General features: G+C 59.4%; 15 protein-coding genes. All 15 read right to left on the bottom strand.

Annotated elements, in window-relative coordinates; translation table 11 throughout:
- Window positions 1-6: 6 nt before the first annotated feature.
- The 15 genes from L6R21_00420 to L6R21_00350 all read right to left on the bottom strand — a co-directional run bounded on the left by L6R21_00420 (window position 7) and on the right by L6R21_00350 (window position 20,285).
- A complete protein-coding gene (locus L6R21_00420; GenBank protein MCK6557637.1) occupies window positions 7-2,265 on the bottom strand; it encodes a protein kinase in 2,259 nt (752 codons plus the stop codon).
- A gap of 159 nt (window positions 2,266-2,424) precedes the next feature.
- Window positions 2,425-3,972 (bottom strand): sigma-54-dependent Fis family transcriptional regulator, encoded by a 1,548-nt coding sequence (locus L6R21_00415; GenBank protein MCK6557636.1) that lies wholly within the window; start codon window positions 3,970-3,972, stop codon window positions 2,425-2,427.
- A gap of 164 nt (window positions 3,973-4,136) precedes the next feature.
- Window positions 4,137-5,174, bottom strand: a complete 1,038-nt coding sequence (locus L6R21_00410) for a hypothetical protein (protein MCK6557635.1) — start codon at window positions 5,172-5,174, stop codon at window positions 4,137-4,139.
- A gap of 439 nt (window positions 5,175-5,613) precedes the next feature.
- A complete protein-coding gene (locus L6R21_00405) occupies window positions 5,614-6,969 on the bottom strand; it encodes a sigma-54 dependent transcriptional regulator (GenBank protein MCK6557634.1) in 1,356 nt (451 codons plus the stop codon).
- 29 nt (window positions 6,970-6,998) lie between these two features.
- The gene (locus L6R21_00400; protein ID MCK6557633.1) at window positions 6,999-8,426 is read right to left on the bottom strand and encodes a DASS family sodium-coupled anion symporter; all 1,428 of its coding nucleotides are present in this window, start codon (window positions 8,424-8,426) and stop codon (window positions 6,999-7,001) included.
- Window positions 8,427-8,514: 88 nt separating this feature from the next.
- The gene (locus L6R21_00395; protein MCK6557632.1) at window positions 8,515-9,774 is read right to left on the bottom strand and encodes an anion permease; all 1,260 of its coding nucleotides are present in this window, start codon (window positions 9,772-9,774) and stop codon (window positions 8,515-8,517) included.
- 69 nt (window positions 9,775-9,843) lie between these two features.
- Window positions 9,844-11,649 carry a carbon starvation protein A gene (locus L6R21_00390; protein MCK6557631.1) on the bottom strand — a complete coding sequence of 602 codons (1,806 nt, stop codon included), beginning with the start codon at window positions 11,647-11,649 and terminating at the stop codon, window positions 9,844-9,846.
- A 281-nt stretch (window positions 11,650-11,930) separates the two neighbouring features.
- Window positions 11,931-13,523, bottom strand: a complete 1,593-nt coding sequence (locus L6R21_00385; protein ID MCK6557630.1) for a sodium-dependent transporter — start codon at window positions 13,521-13,523, stop codon at window positions 11,931-11,933.
- A 241-nt stretch (window positions 13,524-13,764) separates the two neighbouring features.
- Window positions 13,765-14,529 (bottom strand): 5'/3'-nucleotidase SurE, encoded by a 765-nt coding sequence (gene surE, locus L6R21_00380; protein MCK6557629.1) that lies wholly within the window; start codon window positions 14,527-14,529, stop codon window positions 13,765-13,767.
- A gap of 119 nt (window positions 14,530-14,648) precedes the next feature.
- Window positions 14,649-15,563, bottom strand: coding sequence for an acetyl-CoA carboxylase, carboxyltransferase subunit beta (accD, locus tag L6R21_00375; protein ID MCK6557628.1), 915 nt, complete (start codon window positions 15,561-15,563; stop codon window positions 14,649-14,651).
- A 25-nt stretch (window positions 15,564-15,588) separates the two neighbouring features.
- Window positions 15,589-16,083 carry a ribosomal protein S18-alanine N-acetyltransferase gene (gene rimI / locus L6R21_00370; protein MCK6557627.1) on the bottom strand — a complete coding sequence of 165 codons (495 nt, stop codon included), beginning with the start codon at window positions 16,081-16,083 and terminating at the stop codon, window positions 15,589-15,591.
- A gap of 147 nt (window positions 16,084-16,230) precedes the next feature.
- Complete coding sequence (locus L6R21_00365; GenBank protein MCK6557626.1) at window positions 16,231-17,259, bottom strand: hypothetical protein; 1,029 nt, start codon at window positions 17,257-17,259, stop codon at window positions 16,231-16,233.
- Between the two features lie 158 nt (window positions 17,260-17,417).
- Complete coding sequence (gene tsaB, locus L6R21_00360; protein ID MCK6557625.1) at window positions 17,418-18,125, bottom strand: tRNA (adenosine(37)-N6)-threonylcarbamoyltransferase complex dimerization subunit type 1 TsaB; 708 nt, start codon at window positions 18,123-18,125, stop codon at window positions 17,418-17,420.
- Entirely contained in the window at window positions 18,122-18,631 is a 510-nt protein-coding gene (gene tsaE, locus L6R21_00355; protein MCK6557624.1) for a tRNA (adenosine(37)-N6)-threonylcarbamoyltransferase complex ATPase subunit type 1 TsaE, read from the bottom strand. Before tsaE ends, tsaB begins: the two co-directional genes overlap by 4 nt.
- 85 nt (window positions 18,632-18,716) lie before the next feature.
- Window positions 18,717-20,285 (bottom strand): PglZ domain-containing protein, encoded by a 1,569-nt coding sequence (locus tag L6R21_00350; protein ID MCK6557623.1) that lies wholly within the window; start codon window positions 20,283-20,285, stop codon window positions 18,717-18,719.
- Window positions 20,286-20,369 lie beyond the last annotated feature (84 nt).

Here is a 20,369-nt window from a genome sequence, read left to right as displayed (position 1 = left end):
CCGCAATCATTCTTCCAAGCCCATCTTCCGGCACAACTCCGCATAGCGCGGGTCCGAACGGATCGGATCGAGGGCAGGCTCGATATTTAGAAGCACTAGATCCGTGGCGCGTTCCTGATAAGCCCGATCCAACCACTCAAAAGCCTTGTTGTAATCTCCCAATCCGGTATAGGCTAGCGCGACCGCAAAAGCGTCATAGTATTGGTGTTTCATCCGTTCATGCAACTCATCGAGAAGTTTTAAGGCGTCTTCAGGCCGGCCCGTTCTCGCGTAAATATAGATGCGCTGAGTTAGTTCCGGCCCTCGATCGGCATAGGCGAGCGCTTCTTTGTGCATATCTTTGAAATAATAATTCCACGCCATTTGATAAATCGCAGCCCAATGATTGGGATAAACTTCCAGCAGAGGTTGCACCTTTGCAATGCTCTCATCGTAACGGCGTGACAGACCATAGGTTCTTCCCAGAAGCATGCTATACGACGGTGATAGAGGATCAAGTGCGATTGCTTTTTGAAGAAGGCTCATACCTTCATCAAATGAGCCTGCAATTCTCAAATAGAGTGAATAGCACACTAGTATGGTTGGACTTTGCGGTTCGAGGGAAAGCGCGCGCTTGAAATCTTGATCAGGGCTATCCCACTCCCACTCATAGAGGAATTTGACCATCGCGAGCGCAGCGTATGCTTCTCCCAAGTTTTTATCCAACGAAAGAGCCTTCAAAGTTGCAGCTTTGGCTCTGGGATAAACTTCTTTCGGCTGAGGGCCGCCACCTGGTCCCGCTAATCTTGACCAAATATAACATGTTGCCAAGCCGGCATAAGCAGACGCGAAGGCCGGATCAAGAAGAATCGCTTGTTGAAAACTCTCCACGCCTTTTTCAAAAGCAATATTGTTGAAATACTCTCGACCTTTCAAGTAATGTTGATATGCCTCCGGATCAACCGGCCGCACATTCGTTACCTGCTGCTGTTCTTGCGGCGTCAACTGCATGCGCAGCTCGCTGACAATGGCCTCCGTCACCTCGCTTTGCAATGCCAGCACGTCGCGCAGATTGCGGTCGTAATTCTCCACCCACAGATGACGGTCGCTCACCGCATCGATCAATTGTGCCGTCACGCGTACGCGACCTTCCGCAAGCGCGACCGAGCCTTCGACCACGGCCTCGACGTTCAACGCTTTCGCAATTTCCGGCAGCGGTTTGCGCGCGTTTTTGTAGGTCATGATCGAAGTGCGTGAGATCACCCGCAACGATTTGATCTTTGCCAAATTCGCAATCAACGCCTCAGTCATGCCGTCGGCAAAATATTCCTGCTCGGGATCGCCGGAGAGATTCTGCAATGGCAACACCGCAATCGAGTTGAAGCGCGGTTGCTGCGGGGTGAGCCAATATTGCACGCCGAAGAACAGCACCGTGAGCAGAACCAGTATGCCGCTCATCCATACGAAGCGTTTGAGAGAAGGAACTTTGCGCAGCTTTGAAAGCTTCGTAAAGTTGCGGACTGGCGCTTTCTTCGCAACTGGCTTCTGCAAATCCGTGAGCAAATCTTCAATGCGTTGATAGCGCGCCTCTGCCTTTTTCGCGAGCGCTTTGTCGATCACGTCCGAAAGGTGCGCAGGCAGCTCAGGCCGCAGCTTCGCAAGCGGCACATGATCGACATGCACAATCGCATACAGTACCGCCTGATCATATTCGCTCTCGAACGGCAATTTGCCCGCGAGCATTTCATAGAGCACCACGCCGAGCGACCAAATGTCCGTGCGCAGATCCACTCGCAGGCCCTGCGCTTGTTCGGGCGACATGTATGCGACCGTGCCGAGCGTCGCGCCGGTTTTGGTGAAATGCGACTGGCCTGCGAGCTTCGCCAATCCGAAGTCGAGCAGCTTCACTTCCCCGCGTTTGGTGATCATCACATTCGCGGGTTTGATGTCGCGATGCGTGATGCCCGCCTCATGCGCGCAGGCCAGGCCATTACCAATCTGCGCAGCGATTTCAATCGCACGCTCCAACTGCAAATTGCCCTTTGCCACTTGCTGCGCCAGCGTCTCCCCTTCGTAATACGCCATGGCAATGAACACGCGCTCGTCTTCGGTTTCGCCGATTTCATAGATGGTGCAGATGTTGGGATGATCGAGGCTCGAGGCGGTTTTGGCTTCGTTGATGAAGCGTTCGAGCGCGTGCGCGTCGCGGGTGAGATGGGGCGCGAGAAATTTGAGCACGACGAAGCGGCCGAGGCGCAGGTCTTCGGCTTTATACACCACGCCCATGCCGCCTTCACCGAGTTTTTCAACAATAGAATAGTGTGAGATGGTTTTGCCGGTCATGCTTTTATCAGTAAAGGGAGGACCCCACGCGCGACTCGAGCTGAACGAATTTGAAATGCCAAGTCCGGCGCCTTTGTGCAAGTTCAAGAGCGTCGCACGCGACTAACCGCCTTTGACAATCCCGAGCTTGTGCATGCGATATTGCAGCGTTTGCACGGGCATACGCAGTTGGCGTGCGGCTTGCGATTGATTCCAATTCGCCGACGCCAGCGCTTCCCGAATGAGCTTTGCTTCATATGCGGCAACGTTTTCCGCGAGCGAATGCGCCGTGGGCGCATGTTGCCCTGCGGTGTGAAAGCGCATGAACTCGGTTTTGAGATCCTGCGGCAGAATTTCCGGGGTGAGGATTTTGCTCGCCGGCGCCGCCAGCGTCACCAGCCGTTCCACAAAATTTTCGAGCTCGCGCACATTGCCGGGCCAATTGCGCTCACACATGAATTCGGTCAACGCCTCATGAAATACTTCCGCATGCTTGCCCTGTTGCTGCGCCGCGGCTTGCAGGAAGTGTTCGGCGAGCAGCGGAATGTCGTCGCGGCGTTCGTGCAGAGCGGGAATGGCGATGGGATACACGTGCAAGCGATAATACAAATCCTCGCGAAAGAGTTGTTGCTCGACCAATTCCCGCAACGAGCGGCTGGAAGCGGCAATGAGGCGCACGTCGATCTTGCGCGCAGCATTGCCGCCAAGCGGGCGAATTTCATTTTGTTCCAGCACGCGCATGAATTTCGTCTGCAAAATCAGCGGCAAGTTTGCGACTTCATCCATGAACAGGGTGCCGCGTTGCGCCTCTTCGAACAAGCCTTTGCGCTCTTGCTGCGCGCCGGTGAAAGCGCCCTTCACGTGGCCGAACAACTCGCTCTCGATCAAGTTTTCAGGAATGGCGCCGCAGTCCATTGCGATGAATGGCTGCGCTTGGCGGGCGCTAAATCGATGAATCGCGCGCGCGACCAATTCCTTGCCCGTGCCGGTTTGACCTTCGAGCAACACGCGTACCTCGCAGCGCGCCGCAGCCTCGATGGTTTTCAGCAGTTCAACGAACTTCGCGCTTTTGCCGATCAAGCCCACATGCCGATACTTGGCGAGCAAGGCGGCGGCGGGCAGAGGCGTTTCAAAATACTCGGCGATTTTTTGTGCATTGCGCAAATACGGCGCGGCCACGAACGCAAGTTTTTCCAGATACAACAAGTCATTTTCCGTAAAACCGCGCGCTTTGTTTTGCTGCGCGAGCAACAGCGAGCCGATGATCAACCCCTCGATTTTCAACGGCACGCACAGGACTGCGTGCAACACCACATCGCTGCCGCGCGAGCCTGCAAAACGCTCATCGTCGGCGAGATCCGCGCTCAACAACGGTCGGCGGTTGGTCATCACCCAGCCGGCGAGTTGCTGGTGCATCGTATGATAGCGCGGCGCCGCGGCAAGGTCGCCGCTATGGTACAGCGTTTTTACCGAATGCCGTGTCCGTGGATTGATCATGAAGAGCATTGCGAGGTCCGCATGCAGCAGCACCGCGGCTTGTTGCGTGGTGACGCGCAGGATTTCGGAGAACTCGTTTTGCTGATTGAGGACTTCGGCAAACACGAGCAAATGGGACAATTCCGGCGCAGCACCGGATGGGATCGTCTTGGATGTGTTTTCGGTGTTCGGCATGGGAAGGCTCCCAACTTTGCGCGACAATATAGGAGAAAGACTGAGAAAGTCAAGGCACGCGCTGCGGGGCGCAATATTCGACTCTCGCTCGCGCCATGTCTTGGCGGCCATGAATCGTATTCATCGACCCGTCGCCGCCTTGCTGCTGCTGAACGGCCGAATGTCTAAATCTGCAAACGATTCCCGAAATGATAGAGCCGCAGAAACTCCAGCGGTTTCGCGAGCGGCGGAGAGATTTGTGAGAGCAGTGTAATGGGCGAAAGGCCGATGCCCACGAAGTATTGCGGGGTGACTTGCGGCCGGAACGGACGGCGCACGCCATAACCGAATCCGAGATGGAGCGGCAGGCCGAATTTGCGGTTGAGATCGTAGGTGAGCCAGTGCGTCATGCGCTCGTAGCGTTTCACCGTCTGGTGGCGAAAGGGATCAGCCGGGGTGAGATAGCTGAAGCGCAGATCAAAATCCTGCAGAAACCCCACGCGCGATTTTGCCAGTGCAAAGCCGATGCCGGCAAAATTTGCAACGAGATCGGAATAGCTGGCTTCATCATGCAAGCGGCGTCCGTCGACATACTCGAGCGCGGTCATCACCAGCGCCGAAGTCCCGGCGCCAATCCAGTCGGCAGTGGCCGGCGGCACACCCGCCCAATTGTAAATGCCCGACACCGCCTGGGTGATGCGATAGCTGCCTTGAAAATGCAGCAGCTCATCGAAGACCAGCGTGTGATCCTTGGTCAAATCGTTGCCGATTTTGAACGGCTGACCGACGCGGCCAAACAGGCCGTTGTATTTCACAAAACCATAGCCGCCGATTCCCAGTGTGGCGGTTTGCACCAAAGCCAGCCGCTCCCAGCGAATGTTCGAGCCAGCGCCGGTCAATTCGCGATTGGGCGAAAACAGAGGTTCGCGCAAGCGCTGGGTTCGTGGTTGCAGCAAAGGCGGGTACGCCAGCGCGGGCGCAGCGGGCTGGCTGCGCGGTTGCGCGAGTGCCGTTGGAATGCTGAGATCCAATTTGAATCGGCGCGGCTGCTCAGCCAATCCGGCGGCGGGTGCGGCGGGCGCGAGTTTGGGCACTTGAGCGGCAGATGGGATTTGCGGTGTACCCTTGGGCTTGGCTGCAATTGGAAGAGTTGCAACCGGCGGCTGCGACACCGGCAACTCGTGAATGCTGGCAACCAGCAGCATGAGCCACAGCAATACCAAACGCTGCGCCGGTAAACCGAAGCGCCGCGGATGCCCAGGCTGGAGGCGCGCTGGTCGCGAATGAATGGCGGAAGGTGCACGAAGGTTGTGTTTGCCGCCCGGCGGCTGCGGCCTTGCCACTGCTGCTTCTGCGCTGCGCCGCGAGCGCCGGCGATGAACGTCCCGGCGCCGCCGCGCGTGGCGCTTCTTTCTTCGGGGAGAATGGACCGCGGAATGGCTGGACATGTTGGGCAGCAAGCAGATAGCGATTGATGCGGGCGGCGAAATGAATTCGTTTCGGTATGGGAGGTGATCAAAACGGAGGTGATCAGACTGCGGTTGCCCCACAACACAAGAACTGCGACAAATATAGACGGGCGTCACTCAAATGCAAGGCTTTCTTTGGGAGAAAAACGCCGCGGGGAGGCGGTTTTTCTGCAACAACAAAATTGTAAGAAGGTCAAATCTGCAAACCCAACGCTTTCATTTTTTTGTAGAGATGGCTGCGTTCCAGGCCCAGCAATTGAGCGGCGCGCGTGACATTGCCTTCGACCGATTGCAGGCAGGCCAGGATGTAGTCGCGCTCGGCCTGCTTGCGTACCTCTTCCAGCGAGGTGCCGAGCGGCACCGCCGGCCGCGAGCCGCCGTGCGGCGTTTGCAGCGCGAGCGGCAAATCTGCCGGCGTGATGGTCTCGTGCGGTGTCATGATCACCAGCCGCTCGATCGCATTCTTCAGCTCGCGGATGTTGCCGGGCCAGGCGTATTGTGTCAGTTTGGCGACGGCCTCCGGCGCGATATACTTGAGTTTGAAACCATTCTCCTGGCAGAAACGCGCGACAAAGTGCGCAATCAGCAGGGGAATGTCCCCGCGCCGTTCGCGCAGTGGCGGCATCAATATCGGCACCACGTTCAAGCGATACCACAAATCCTCGCGAAACCGGCCGCGCCGCGCTTCCTCCTCGAGATTCTTGTTGGTGGCGGCAATCACCCGCACGTCAACGCGCCGCGTTTGTGAACCACCCACCCGCTCGAATTCCCCTTCCTGCAAAACCCGCAACACCTTGGCCTGCACTTTCAGGCTCATGTCGCCCACTTCATCCAGGAACAACGTGCCGCGATCAGCGAGTTCGAATTTGCCTTCGCGCGGCGTCGTGGCGCCGGTGAAAGCGCCCTTTTCATGGCCGAACAATTCGCTCTCGATCAAATCCTCGGGGATCGCCGCACAGTTGACCTTGACGAAGGCGGCGCGGCTGCGCTCACTCGCTTCGTGAAGGGCGCGCGCGGCCAGTTCTTTGCCGGTGCCGCTCTCCCCGAGAATGAGCACGCGCGTGGTGGCCGGCGCCACCCGCATGATTTGCTCGCGCACCCTCTGCAGGGCGGGACTGTCGCCCAACATTGCGAAGCCGGCAGCGAGTTCGCGGCGCAAGCGCGCATTCTCCTCGGCGAGCCGGTGCTGCGCCAGCGCGTTTTTGACCGTGAGCAACAGCTTCTCTTTCGCGATCGGCTTTTCGATGAAATCATACGCGCCCGCGCGCGTGGCGGCCACGGCGTTGGGAATCGTGGCGTTGCCAGAAATCATCACTACCACCGGCCGGTGTGGCAGGTCCTTGAGCGCGTGCAGGAACTGCAGGCCGTCGGTCTCCGGCATGACGAGGTCGAGCAGCATGAGATCGAACGGCCGTTCGGCCAGATGCTTTTCCGCTTCGGCGGCCGAGGCCGCCAGCGTCACGCCATAGCCGGCGCTCTGCAAAATCATCTCGAGGGAGCGGCGAAGATTGGGCTCATCATCGACAACGAGGAGGTGTGCAGCACTCATGATCGTTTGTTCGCAACAGTTTGCATCGTTCAAAGCACGCGAAACCCCAGGACCGGCCACACGAGATAGATGGAGAGATTGAAGACAATCCATCCCGCGAGGTTGAGCACCAGGCCGGTGCGAAAGGTGTCGCGCATGCTCAGGAATCCCGAAGAAAAGGCAATGGCGGTGGCGGGCGTGCCCATGGGCAGCATGAAAGCCAGCCCGCTGGGAATGGCGACCACCATCGTCATCACGCGCGGATCAATGCCGAGATCGCGGCCCATACTCATGGCCACCGGCATGAACAGCGCGACCACCGCGGAATTGCTGATGGCTTCGGTGAGCACGATCGAGAACAGCGAAATTGCGCCGATCAACATCACCGGCGAATGCACGAAATTGCCGAGCGTGTGTTGGGCCAGCCAGGCGGCGCCGCCGGTTTTTTCCATGGCATAGCCCAAACAAATCGCGCCGCCATACATCAGGAAGATGCCCCAGTTGACGTCCTCCTCCACCTCCCGCCATTCCGTCAATTTGAAGACGAAGGCCAGCACCACGGCGATAATGGCAATGTTGGCGAGGCCGAATTCGCGGCCCAGCGTCATCCAGCACAGGATGGTCGCCAGCAACAGCAGGCCGACCATCAGCTCGCGGGTCTTCACCGGGCCGAGCTCCTGGCGGCGGTGTGCCAGCATCTCCTGCACTTGCTCGACGCTCTGCACATCCAGCGGGTAGAATAGAACCAAAACATAGTAGGAAGTCAACAACAGCATCACCGTAGTGGGCAGCGCGGCCATTGCCCAGGGCAGGAAATCCACCGTCATTCCGGTGGACTCTTTCAAGATGCCGATGGCCAGCGGCGCACGGCCACCGCCCAAAAACGTGGTGATGCCGCCGATGATGCAACCGGCCGCCATCGCCAAGAAAAGCGCCTTGCCGAAACGGCTGGTCTGCGGCGGCAGTTTCAAGCAATCACTGATTTCCAGCACGATGGGAAACATCATGGCGGCGACGGCATGCTCCGACATCCAACAAGACAGAAACGCCGGAAAGGCGAGCACACCGAACAGCAGGCGGCGCGGCGACGTGCCGAACCGCTGCAGCACTGCCAGCGCGATCCGGCGCGACAAGCCGCTGCGCATGAAAGGCGAGGCCAGAATGAACGCGCCGAGAATGAAAAACACCACCTGATTGCCGAACAGCGCGAAGGTGGTTTTGGAATCGAGCACGCCGGCGAGCGGGAACAAGATCACCGCGAGCAGGCTGGTGATCATCAAAGGAATGACGTTGGTGACGTAGAAGAGAATGCAGACTGCGAAGATGCCGACGGCTTGCAATGCCTGCGGCTGCAAATTCTCCGGCACCGGCAGGGAGGAAATCAGCCAATAGGCCAGCGCCGCCAGCGCGAACACCGCCGGCCGGTAGAGCCGCCTGGCCCAGGCACTCCCGGGCGAGTCAATGGGAATGGGTTTCATGCCGCTTCCGCTACCCTTGCATCGAGTTGCCGGCCTTTGGCCCGCCTGCCAACAGCACAACGCTGCACTGGCCGCCGCGCACCGTTGTTCACAAGCCGTAATACCACGGGATCACATACTCCAGAAAGCCGGCCAGCCAAAACGCGCTCAGGAGATTCAGCATCAAGCCGGCGGCCGCCATCACCCGCAGCGAGACATCTTTCACGCCGCCATACAGCAGCGCGTTGACCGGCGTGCCGAGCGGCAACATGAAGGCATTGGTGGAAGCCAAACCAATGGCCATGAGCGCGACCAGCGGCTCCAGCCCCAAGCTCAAAGCCAAATTATACACCAAAGGAAAAAGCACCACGGCCACCGTGGTGTTGCTCAGCGCCTCGGTCGCCATGGTGGTGATGAAGCAGAGGAAGAAATACAAAGCGAACGGCGGCAAATCCGGCGGAATGAGTTTTACCAGATGCTGGCCCAGCCATTCCGGCACTTTGAGGTAGATCAATAGGCCGCTGATCGCGAGGATGGCGGCAACGAAGGCGAAGGCGCGGATCGGCAGTTCATTGAAGATGTCGGCCAGGCGCAACAGCGGCTCGCGCTGCGGTTTGTGATTGCGAAACAGCGGGGCGAACAGCAGCACGAGGAACGCCACACCAAAAATCGCCGCGAGCTTGTCCCACAAGTTCCACCCAAGCTCGAAATTCGCGATGGTGAAGCTCCAGCCGGAGACGGGCAGCATGATCTGCAAGATCGAATGCAACGCCCAAAATCCGAACCAAGTGGCAATGGCCAGCCAGGCGAAGCGTATGCGCTCGGCGTGCGCGGGCCGGACGCGGAACTCCGGGATATCAATGCCTTCATTGCGCTGCGCTTTCGGCACGAACAAATACACGCTCTGTGCCCACGCCAAGGCAATCATGATGCCGACCAGCGGCAGGCTCCACCCAAACCAGGAAAGGAAGTTGATCTTTTCGCGGCCGGCCACTTTGAACAGCTCCAGTGCGCCGAGCATGAGCGCATTGGCCGGACTGCCGACCAACGAGCCCATGCCACCGATGTTGCAGCCATACATCACCACGCAGACCATGATCGTGGTCAGCCGCCGCGCCAGCCGCGGGTGGTGCTGCTTCTCGAAACTCTCCGCCAGCGTGTTGAGCATGGGCAGCAGGGTGAGCGCGGCGATAAAATTGGGCGTGAACATCGACACCACCGCGGAGGCGATCAGCAGATACAGCAGGAATTGTTTGAAAGAATCGCTGCGCGCCTTGAACAGCCGGGCAAAAAAGCGCTCGACCAGATGATAGCGCACGCTCACGCGCGAAATGAGAAAACCGGTGAGAAAGAGAAACAGATAAGACATGCAGACCTTTCAACGCAGCGGGAATGGGATCGTGAAGCAACCTCAGAAGCGAGGGCGGCAGCGCGGCGCCTACGCCGGTGTCCGCGCCACCGTGCCGGGACGGCGCAGAACGCGCAACCAGCGCCACAGGGAACTGGCGAAAACCACAACGGCGCACAGCATGATGATGGCGGTCAAGGCCGAATCAACATAGCCCTGCCAGGCCAGCGCCGGCGTGCGGGTCAGTGGCCAAAAGTTGTCGGTGATGCTTTGCCAGCCCGCCACCAGCGTCGTCGCGCCGACGAAGGCCAGCGGCACGATGGTGGCCCAGGCGTAACGCGCGCGGCCGGCGTTGATGATCATGGTGGTGCCCACGGCCAGGGCAATGGCCGCCAGCAGTTGATTCGCCACGCCAAACATCGGCCAGATTTGACTGATGCTGCCGGTGAAGATGAAGTAGGCCCACGCGGCACAGACCAGCGCGCTGGAAAGGATCGTGCCCGGCATCCAGTCGGCGCGTTCGAGGGGTTTGTAGAATTTGCCGAAAAACTCCTGCACCAGAAAGCGGGCCACGCGCGTGCCGGTGTCGATGGTGGTGAGAATGAACAGCGCCTCGAACATGATGGCAAAGTGATACCAGTATGCCATCAGATTTTTCATTCCAGGCAGCGCGGTGAAGATTTGCGCCATGCCCACGGCCAGTGACACGGCGCCGCCGGTGCGGCCAGCCACCGCCTCGCCCACCTGCTGCTCAAGCTCGGGCAGATTCACCACGCTCATGCCCAGGCTGGCAAATTTTTCCACCGGCACATTGATCGCGAAGTAATCGCCGGGATGCAGGGCGCTGGCGGCGATCAGCGCGGTCACGCCCACCAGGCTTTCGATCAACATCGCCCCATAGCCGATCGGGCGCGCGTGCGACTCCTGGTCCAGCATTTTCGGGGTCGTACCGGAGCCGATCAGCGCGTGAAAGCCGGAAATCGCGCCGCAGGCGATGGTGATGAACACAAAGGGATAAAGCTTGCCCGGCACGATGGGGCCGCCGCCGGCGATGAAAGAGGTGAGCGCCGGCATTTTCAAATCCGGATGCACCACGAAGATGCCGATCACCAGAAAGGCGATGGTGCCGATTTTCATGTAAGAACTCAGATAGTCACGCGGGCAGAGCAGCATCCACACCGGCAAAATGGAGGCGATGAAGCCGTAGACGGCAATCGCGAGCGTGATTTCATTCTTGGGCAGCGCGAAGAACGAGGCCAGCGAGGAATCGGACACGTAGCGGCCCGCCACCACCGCCAAAATGAGCAGTACCACGCCGATGGCGGAGGCCTCCGCGATTTTGCCCTTGCGCAGACGGTACATGTAAAGCCCCATCAGCAGCGCGATCGGGATGGTCGTGGCAATGGTGAACGTGCCCCACGCGCTGTCGTGCAGCGCATTGACCACGGCCAGGCCGAGGCCGGCGAGCGCCATGATGATGATGAAGAGAATGGCGATGGCGGTCACGATGCCGGTGACCGAGCCGATTTCCGTGCGCGCCATCTCCGCCAGGGATTTGCCATCGTGGCGCACCGAAGAAGCGAGAATGATGAAATCATGCACGGCGCCGCCCAGGCACACGCCGATCACCAGCCAAAGCAAGCCGGGCAGAAAGCCAAACTGCGCGGCCAACACCGGACCGATGAGCGGGCCGGCGCCGGTAATCGCCGCGAAATGATGGCCGAACAAAACCCATTTGTTGGTGGGAACATAATTCTGCCCGTCGGACAGGCGATGGGCGGGAGTAAGGCGTTGATCGTCAAGCGTGAGAATCTTGGCTGCAATGAAGGCGCTGTAGTAACGGTAGGCAATGGCGTACATGCCGAGCGCGAGCAGAATGATGGGGAGAGCATTCATTTTTCATTTCCAAACACATGCGCAAAGCCGGTGATCATCTCGTGAAAATTCACATGCGCAGCATCGCGTTCCGGCCGGCTCGAAACCGGCATGGCGGTTACGGGAAAACGGCAAACCACGACCGGCACCAGCCGATCGTGGTTTGCGCCGCCTTTCCGGCCTCAGTCTTTGCGCTGCGGCGTGGTCAGCACTTTGATGAAGAAGCGAATCGTGATGAAACCGATGATGGTCCAGGCGGCCAGCATCGTGATCAAACCGAGAGTTGACATGGCCGTGGCTCCTTATGCGTTCCGGGCGCGGCGCTGCCAGGCGTGGCGTACCGCCAGCGCGATGCCGGCAAAGACGATGAGCAGCAGCGTGCGGGTCATATCGACGATGAAGACGCGGGTCGGCTCGCCGTCTTTGAACCAACTGGTATCTTCAAAGCCAACATGCAGGATTTTGCCGAGCAGGCTGCCGGCATCCAGCGGCCAGCCTTCGCCCTGGAAGAGTTTGCCGAACGCAGCCGCCCAATCACCGCCGGCCGGGCTGACCAATGAGCCGACGAACACCGCGGTGATGAAGACGGGCGTGATGTACTTGATGACGAATTTGAAAAACAGCGGCACTTTGATGTCGGCACCGCGGTTGATCTCCGCCCACCCCTTGTCGATGCCGAATACCCAGGCAAAGGCGATGATCTCGAACATCGCGAAAATGACGAGCGAGTAGCTGCCGACCCAGTCATCATATTCGCCGAACGCGCCATAGCCGAAGAAGAAGATCGTCGGCAGCGCGAGCAGGAAGGTGAGGAAGCCGAAAACCAGTGCGGAACGTTTGCGCGTGTACTTGAATTCGTCCTGCATGAACGCCATCACCGGCTGGCCCATGGCCAGCGAACTGGTGATGCCGGCGAAGAACAGCAGGCCAAACCAGGCCAGCCCGGAGAGCGCTGCGAAGAACGGGCCCCAGTTTTGGAAAAGATTGGGCATGGTGCGGAAGGCCATGGTCAAACCGACATTGCCGGGCGTTTGAATCCATTCCATGCTGAAGTAGGCCACCGCGATCGGAATGACGATGGAACCGCCCAGCACCACTTCGACGAACTCGTTCATCCAGCCCGCGGAGGAGGCGTTGAGGGCGATGTCGTCCTTCTCCCGCAAGTAGGCGGCATAGCAGTGAATCGAGCCCATGCCCACCGAGAGGGTGAAGAAGATTTGGCCGGCGGCTTCGATCCACACGCGCGGATTCGACAAGGAATCAAATTGGGGTGTCCACAAGTAATTCAGGCCGACGATGGCATCGTTGACGGCGCCGTGCTCGCCGGCATCGAGGGTGAGGGCGCGAATGGCGAGAAAAATGCCGAACAGAATCAGCATCGGCATGCCGATCTTCGCGGCGATTTCGACACCTTTGCTCAGCCCGCGCGAGAGAATCCAGACATTCAATCCGAGCGTGATCAGAAAGAAAAAGACCGCCGCCGGTGGAAAGTTGAAAAACGAACCGTTGGTGGTGCCCACATAGTTGTTGAAGAAGGCCGACACCTCCCCGGGCTGCAAGCCGGAAAAAGCGCCGGTGAGCGAGTACCAAACATAGCCCAGCGTCCAGGATTCCAGATAGGAGTAGTAAGCCGCCACCACCAGATTGGTGAAAATGCCGAAGACGCCGATGTACTTCCACCACCTGCCGCCGCCCAGGGCATCCATCATGCCGGGCGCGCTGTGATGGCCGTACTTGCCGCCGTGTCTTCCGATCGCCCACTCGACCCACAGCAGGGGAACCCCCATCAGCAGGAACGAAACGAGGTAGGGGATGATGAAGGCCCCGCCGCCATTGTCCACGGCGCGCGCGGGAAAGCGCAGGAAGTTGCCGAGACCAACGGCGTTGCCCGCCATCGCGAGCACGAGACCGACGCGTGATCCCCAACTTTCTTTGAAGCTCACTGGCTTCCTCCCTTGGGTTAATGGTTAGAGTGAATGGCCTGAGAGGCGCTGCGTGTGCGCGGCGGCGGACGCGACCACCTGCCGCCGGAAAACGGGCGCGGGCGCCGGCTGGTATTCGAAATGGCGATACAATAGCGAATTGCACGGATGCAACAAAGCGAAAAATAACGACGCCCGCCAGGCGCGCCCGGCGTCAAACCGTCAGCTTCCATTCCCGCAGGCGCTCGAGATACGGGTAGTTCGTGAGATCGAAGTGAATCGGCGTAATCGAGACCAGATTCTGCCGCACGGCGCCGTCATCGAACTCGATGCCTTCGTTGGCCTCGATTTTGGAGCCGGTGAGCCAATAGTAGACACGATTGTGCGGATCGACGCGGCGGTCATAATTGTCGTTGTAGGTCGAATTGCCCATGCGCGTGATGGCGATTCCGCGGATTTCGCTTTCCGGCACGTTGGGAACGTTGACGTTCAGCAGGGTATCTTTGGGCAGGCCTTGCGCCAGCACCTTTTCCGCCAAGCGCACACCCAATTTGGCGGCATAGGTGAAGTCCGCATCCGTGTAGGTGGTGAGGGAAATGGCAATAGCGGGAATGCCGAGCAGCATGCCTTCGGTGGCGGCGGAAACCGTGCCGGAGTAGATGATGTTGATACCGGTGTTGGAACCGTAGTTGATGCCGGAGACCACCAAATCCGGCTTGCGCGCGAGCAGCGCGTAATAGGCGATTTTCACGCAATCGGCGGGCGTGCCCTTGACGGCATGACCGAAGAACTCGCCGAATTTTTCGAATTTCGAAACCCGCAGGGGATCCGAAAGTGTGATGGCGTGGCCGACCGCGCTTTTCTCACTGTCCGGCGCCACCACCGAAACCTCGGCAATGCTCTTGAGGGTCTGATACAAGGCGTACAGGCCGGGCGCGAAGATGCCGTCATCATTGGTCAGGAGAATGTGAGGTTTCATGGTCGTCGCGGATGGCCGCGCCGGCATGGCGAAGCGGGTTCACCTCTCCACAGGTGAGAACCCGGCCTGGTCGCGGCGGGTGAGCAACTCTTGGATTTGTTCGATGACTGTCTCAGGGGTCAGGCGGTCTGCAGGCCGGCGGGCTTGGAGTTGGTTTCTGCCCAGCGCACTGCGCCGTCTTTGGTCTCATCCGCGGATTCATTCACCATGACACGCAGCAGCTTGGTGAGATTGTCGCGCAGCGCGGGCCGCGGACAAATCAAATCAACAAAACCGTGCTTGAGCAGAAACTCGGCGGTTTGAAAGCCCTCCGGCAAATCCTGCCCGATGGTTTGCTTGATCACGCGGGGGCCGGCAAAGCCGATGAGCGCGCCCGGCTCGGCAATGATGACATCGCCCAGCATCGCAAAACTGGCGGTCACACCGCCGGTGGTGGGGTGGGTGAGAATCGAAACAAATGGCACACGGGCGTCGGCCAGCCGCGCCAGCCGCGCGGAAGTCTTGGCCATTTGCATCAGGGAGAGTGCGCCTTCCATCATGCGGGCCCCGCCGGAGGCGCAGATGATGATGAGCGGCTGCCGCCGATACAAGGATTCATCCGCGGCCAGGGCGATTTTCTCGCCCACCACCGAGCCCATGCTGCCGCCGATGAAGCTGAAATCCATCGCTGCCAGCACCAGCCGCTGGCCCGCCAGCCGGCCGTAGCCGGTGATCACCGCATCGAAGACGCCGCTCTTGCGCGCGGCTTCTTTGAGCTGATCACCGTACTTTTTGATGCCCTTGAATTTCAGCACGTCGACCGGCACGATGTTGGCGTTGAATTCCTCGAAGCTGCCTTCATCCAACAGAAACCGGAGGTAGGCGCGGGCGGTGGCGCGAAAATGATACCCGCATTTGGCGCAGACAAAGAAGTTCTTCTCCAGATCCGGTTTGTAGATGATCTCGTCGCACGCCGGACACTTGGCCCACAGGTCGGGCATGTCCTTCTTCTGCTGCGAGACCAACCCCTTGCTTTCACGCTTGAACCATGCCACCTCGATCCTCCTCTCTCAGAGATGATCATTCGCTTTTCAGGTTCTTCCACATCACGACCGCATCTTCGCCGTCGCGAACGTAATAGCCCGGCCGCACGCCGCGCACCGCAAAGCCCAGGCTGGTGTAGAGCCGCTGCGCTGCCAGGTTGGAGCGGCGAACTTCGAGATAGGCAGCAGTGCAGCGATTTTGCCGCGCCTGCTGCAACGCATAGTTGAGCAGCCTCCGCCCCAAACCGCGGCGGCGATGGCCCTCTTTGACGGTCACATTGGCAATCTCGCACTCGTCCGCCACCAGCCAGAAGACCATGAAACCGGCAATTTCACCGGCGCATTCGAGCACGATGGCATGCGAGAGGGCTGATCCCAATTCCGCCCGAAATGACTCCTCCGGCCACGGCTCGGTGAAACTGTGCGCCGCAATGGCAGCCACCTCGGGCAAATCCTCGCTCCGCATGGGACGCAGAACGAGCTCGCTTGCCCGGCCAAGCGGCGAGGCTGCACCAGGCGCAATTGCGGGCATGCTCCGCTTCATCTTTGACGATTCTCACTCAGTACAACGAAGAAGGGAAATTCACGCGTCGCCAACGGCGGGAAGTGCAGCCATTCCCGCTTCGGCGAGCCTGCCCACGGGCTGCTCTACCAACCGGCGCGGCGCACGACACCCGGCTCACCATTCGAATCTCTGCACGACGATGATGCCCTTTTCCCGCGCGAGATCGAGAAATTTCCTGGTGGCGTAGTGCGTGATCAACACCTTCACGATCTCGGCCGGGCCAAATTCCGCCAGAACGGCTTGAACTTTTTCTTCCAATTCGTCGAAGACGTCCGGCTTCTTGCTCTCCCGCCGCTCATCGAGGCGCAGCTTGGCCTCGCCGACAATCATGACTTCCCGCCCCTCTTTTTCCCCGCGGCTCAGGAGATTGATTTCTTTGCCGCCGACTTCCGCTCTGATGATTTTGTTCTTGATCGTAATGCCGTGGTCTCGCAGCAGAACGGGCGGCAACATCCGAAAGGCCTCATTTTCGAAGGCATACCCGAAACTGCGTGCCAAACCGCCAAGCTCGTTGCGCGTCTCGTTCAGCCCGACCGCGAGCCTTTTGACCTCGATCTCGGTCTGCCGTTGGGCTTCGGCGAGCTGCTCGAGCCGTTGCTCTGTCCGTTGCTGGGCTTCGGCAAGCTGTTCGAGCCGCTGCTCTGTCCGCTGCTGGGCTTCGGCAAGCTGTTCGAGCCGTTGCTCTGTCCGTTGTTGGGCTTCAGCAAGCTGCTCGAGCCGCTGTTCTGTCCGTTGTTGGGCTTCAGCAAGCTGCTCGAGCCGCTGTTCTGTCCGCTGCTGGGCTTCGGCAAGCTGTTCGAGCCGTTGCTCTGTCCGTTGCTGCGCTTCAGCAAGCTGCTCGACTCTGTTATCGGTTTTCCTCTGCGCTTCAGTGAGTTGCCCGAGTCGCTGTTCCGTCCGCTCCTGGGCGACAGCGAGATCCTTGACGATGGCTTTCAGTTCGCTGAAGTCTTCCCTGGTGACGTGGACCTCGCGGATGCGCGTGTCAATAAGCTGGCCGATTTCCTGCTTGACGGAGGCGGTTAATGCGAGTTTTTTGGATTTGGATGTCTGCATCATCACTTCACCAGGCTGATCAGGATTTTTTCGCCTTGTCTTCCGGGAATACCCGCAGTCGCGCGGCGAGCGGGCGCAATTTAGCACATCACAAAGTGGATTGCAATTTCAATCTTGAAATGGTGGTGCCGGAGAGGCCGGTTCGCCGAACGGCATTTTCCGTCAACCGGGACGGCGCAGCAATCCCAAACTGCGTTCGCGCTTGCTGTTCAAATTGACTTCTCCAGCGCACCATTCGTTGAATTTCAAGAGGAAGGAACCGCAGTGGCGAGCGCGCCCGGCACGAACTCCTGAACATACATTGGCTCCAGCTCCGCAGCAGAGACGGCTTCACCCAACGCCAGTTTCATCTGGCCGAGCCGTGCAATCACGCCGCCGCCGAGACGAGCACTGCCGTCCGGGACGACGACCCAATCCGGACGGGTTTGCAGCAGGCCGGCCTCACGCAACATTGGCACGCCGTCACCGCACAGCAGCGCGGCTTCTTGCAGAAACGAGGGAAAACTCGCCACTGCCATCACCTGATCGGGCGTCAGGCGTTCCGGCAGCCCGGTGTCCCAGCGCAACTTGGCGGTGTAGATTTCGCCTTTGCGCGAGCGGGTGACCGGCACGATGATTTCCTCCGGCCGGCGGACCGCAGCGCGCGCCGCGTAGGCCTGCGCCTGCAAAGTGTCCACCGCGATCATTGGCTTTTGCGCCGCGAACGCCAGGCCTTTGGCCACTGCCATGCCGATGCGCAAACCGGTAAATGAGCCCGGGCCTGCCGACACGGCAATGGCATCGATCTGGCCGAGCGGCCGGTCCGCCTGCCGGGTCAGATGCCGGATGCTTTCGCTGAGCACGCGATCGTGAATGTGCTTCAGGTCGAACCAAATTTCTGCGAGCACGCGTTCCGCTTCGGCCAAGCCCACGCTGCAAATCGACCCGGCCGTTTCAATTCCCAGGACCGTCATCGTGCCTGCTCCTCGCGCGTTGCCCGTTCGACCGCGATGATCCGGCGCTCCGGCTGGCCGGCGAAATCCGGCATATCGAAGCGCACCGCCAGCGGTTTGTCGGGCAGCAGCGGCCAGGCGAGCTGCGGCCATTCGATCAATGAAATGCCCTCGCCTTCCCAATATTCCTCGAGTCCGAGCGCCGCAATTTCCGCGGTCGTGTTCATGCGATAGAAATCGAAGTGATAGATTGGGCAGCGGCCGCCTTGATAGATGTGCATTAGCGTAAAAGTCGGGCTGGTCGCTTTTACCGGCACGCCGAGGCCGGTGCAAAAGCCCTGCACGAAAGTCGTCTTGCCGCTGCCGAGGTTGCCCACCAGCAGGATCACTTCACCCGGTGCCGCCTGGCCGGCCAGGCGCGCCGCGAGCTGGCGAGTCTCGCCGGGCGAGTGCGAGGCGAGCACGAGCGAGCGCTCACCCGCGAGCGCTGCCGACAACTCTTGCATGGAGATTTGCGAAGCATTCATCAAAACCGGCCTGCCCTCAAAGTGATGGTGTGCGCACTGGGCGGGATTCGTGGCTTCATGGATTTCTGGCACAGCCTAAGCGTTCTCAGCGCGCCGCCAACGGTTCCAGCCGAACGATCGGCAGAATCATTTCTTCCATGGAAACGCCGCCGTGCTGCAGGCTGTCGCGATAGTGATTCAGGTAGTGATGATAATTGGTCGGATAAACGAAATAGTAGTCTTCCTTGGCGAACAAGAAATTGGTGGTCATGCTCAGGCTCGGCAGTTGGTAAGTTTCCGGCTTTTGCACGATGATGGCTTGTTTGGGATCGGCCTTCAGACTGCGCCCGAATTTGTAGCGCAAATTGGTGGAGGTTTCGCGATCGCCGATCACCTTGGCGCCGCGCATGCCGCGAATGCTGCCATGATCCGAGGTGATGATCACTGTGTTGCCGCGCTGCGCCAGCTCGCGCAGAATGCGGTAAAGCGAGGAATGCCCGAACCAGGATTTGGTCAACGAGCGATAGGCCGCTTCGTCCGGCGTGATCTCGCGCAGCACTTCAGAATCGCTGCGGCTGTGGGCGAGAATGTCGACGAAATTGACCACCAGCGCCAGCAGCGGCAATTCGGCATAGGAGCCGATCTGCTTTTCCACCGCGCGCGCCTCGTTTTGATCGAGAATCTTGATGTATTTCAGCGGCGGCTTCGGGTTCACGTTGAGGCGGCGGAGCTGCGCTTCGAGAAAGGCGTGTTCGTGGCGGTTCAGGCTGCTGTCGTCGTCCTTGTCAAAAGCCCAAAGCTCGGGATGCTCGCGTTGAATCTCGCGCGGAAACAGGCCGGCGAAAATCGCGTTGCGCGCATAGGGCGTGGCCGTGGGCAAAATGGCGAGATAGTGGGTGCGGTTGACCGCGAACAACTCGCGCAGCAGCGGCTCGATGGTGAGCCACTGATCGAGGCGGAGATTGTCGATGACGATAAAGGTCACGCGCCGGCCTTCCCGCACCGGCGGAATCACGTGGTCCTTGACGACGTCAATCGACAGCGGCGGCCGTTCCCGGCCGGCAGCCCACGCGGGATAATTCTTCTCGATGTACTTGCCGAATTCCGCGTTGCCTTCCCGCTTTTGATCCGCCAGCGTCTGGCGCAAGCCGAGATCGTCATGCCGGTCCAATTCGACCTCCCACTCGCACAACTGCACATAGATGTCGATCCAGTTTTCCCAGGTGAGCGGACCGAGCAGGCGCTGTGAAATCGTGTTGAATTCCGCAATATATTCCCGCGACACACGCGCGCCCGTGATTTTACGCCGGTCGAGAATCTTCTTGCAGGTCGACAGGATTTGGCTGGGGTTGACCGGTTTGGTGAGGTAATCGTCAATGCGGCTGCCGATGGCCTCTTCCATCAACCGTTCCTCTTCGTTCTTCGTCACCATCACCACCGGCAGCGCGGGATTGATTTCCTTGATCTCCGCCAAAGCCGACAATCCGTCCTTGCCCGGCATCATTTCGTCCAATAACACCAGGTCGAATTGCTGATCCCGAATCAGTTGAATGGCATCATCGGCATTGGTGACGGGCTGGACGGCGTAACCTTTGTCTTCCAAAAACAGAATATGTGGCTTGAGCAACTCGATCTCGTCATCAACCCACAGAATTTTGCTGCGCGCCTCGCTCATGCTTTGTCCTCTTGAAAAAAAACGCAATGCCGTCGTCCCGTCACGACCATGAAGTTGTCGAATGCCAGACCGGTCCGCAGCTTC

The organism is bacterium (assembly GCA_023150945.1).
Classification (GTDB): Bacteria; Zhuqueibacterota; Zhuqueibacteria; order Zhuqueibacterales; family Zhuqueibacteraceae; genus Coneutiohabitans.
Note: the sequence above shows the minus strand (reverse complement) of the source record. Positions and strands in the feature narration are given on the sequence as shown.

Excerpts from the sequence above, each read along its gene's own strand:
- L6R21_00390 (MCK6557631.1), bottom strand. The coding sequence starts at position 11,649 with ATGAATGCTCTCCCCATCATTCTGCTCGCGCTCGGCATGTACGCCATT.
- L6R21_00350 (MCK6557623.1), bottom strand. The coding sequence starts at position 20,285 with ATGAGCGAGGCGCGCAGCAAAATTCTGTGGGTTGATGACGAGATCGAG.
- rimI (MCK6557627.1), bottom strand. The coding sequence starts at position 16,083 with ATGCCCGCAATTGCGCCTGGTGCAGCCTCGCCGCTTGGCCGGGCAAGC.
- tsaE (MCK6557624.1), bottom strand. The coding sequence starts at position 18,631 with ATGAATGCTTCGCAAATCTCCATGCAAGAGTTGTCGGCAGCGCTCGCG.
- L6R21_00395 (MCK6557632.1), bottom strand. The coding sequence starts at position 9,774 with ATGTCTTATCTGTTTCTCTTTCTCACCGGTTTTCTCATTTCGCGCGTG.
- L6R21_00400 (MCK6557633.1), bottom strand. The coding sequence starts at position 8,426 with ATGAAACCCATTCCCATTGACTCGCCCGGGAGTGCCTGGGCCAGGCGG.
- L6R21_00405 (MCK6557634.1), bottom strand. The coding sequence starts at position 6,969 with ATGAGTGCTGCACACCTCCTCGTTGTCGATGATGAGCCCAATCTTCGC.
- tsaB (MCK6557625.1), bottom strand. The coding sequence starts at position 18,125 with ATGACGGTCCTGGGAATTGAAACGGCCGGGTCGATTTGCAGCGTGGGC.
- L6R21_00420 (MCK6557637.1), bottom strand. The coding sequence starts at position 2,265 with ATGGGCGTGGTGTATAAAGCCGAAGACCTGCGCCTCGGCCGCTTCGTC.
- surE (MCK6557629.1), bottom strand. The coding sequence starts at position 14,529 with ATGAAACCTCACATTCTCCTGACCAATGATGACGGCATCTTCGCGCCC.
- L6R21_00385 (MCK6557630.1), bottom strand. The coding sequence starts at position 13,523 with ATGGCGGGCAACGCCGTTGGTCTCGGCAACTTCCTGCGCTTTCCCGCG.
- L6R21_00415 (MCK6557636.1), bottom strand. The coding sequence starts at position 3,972 with ATGCCGAACACCGAAAACACATCCAAGACGATCCCATCCGGTGCTGCG.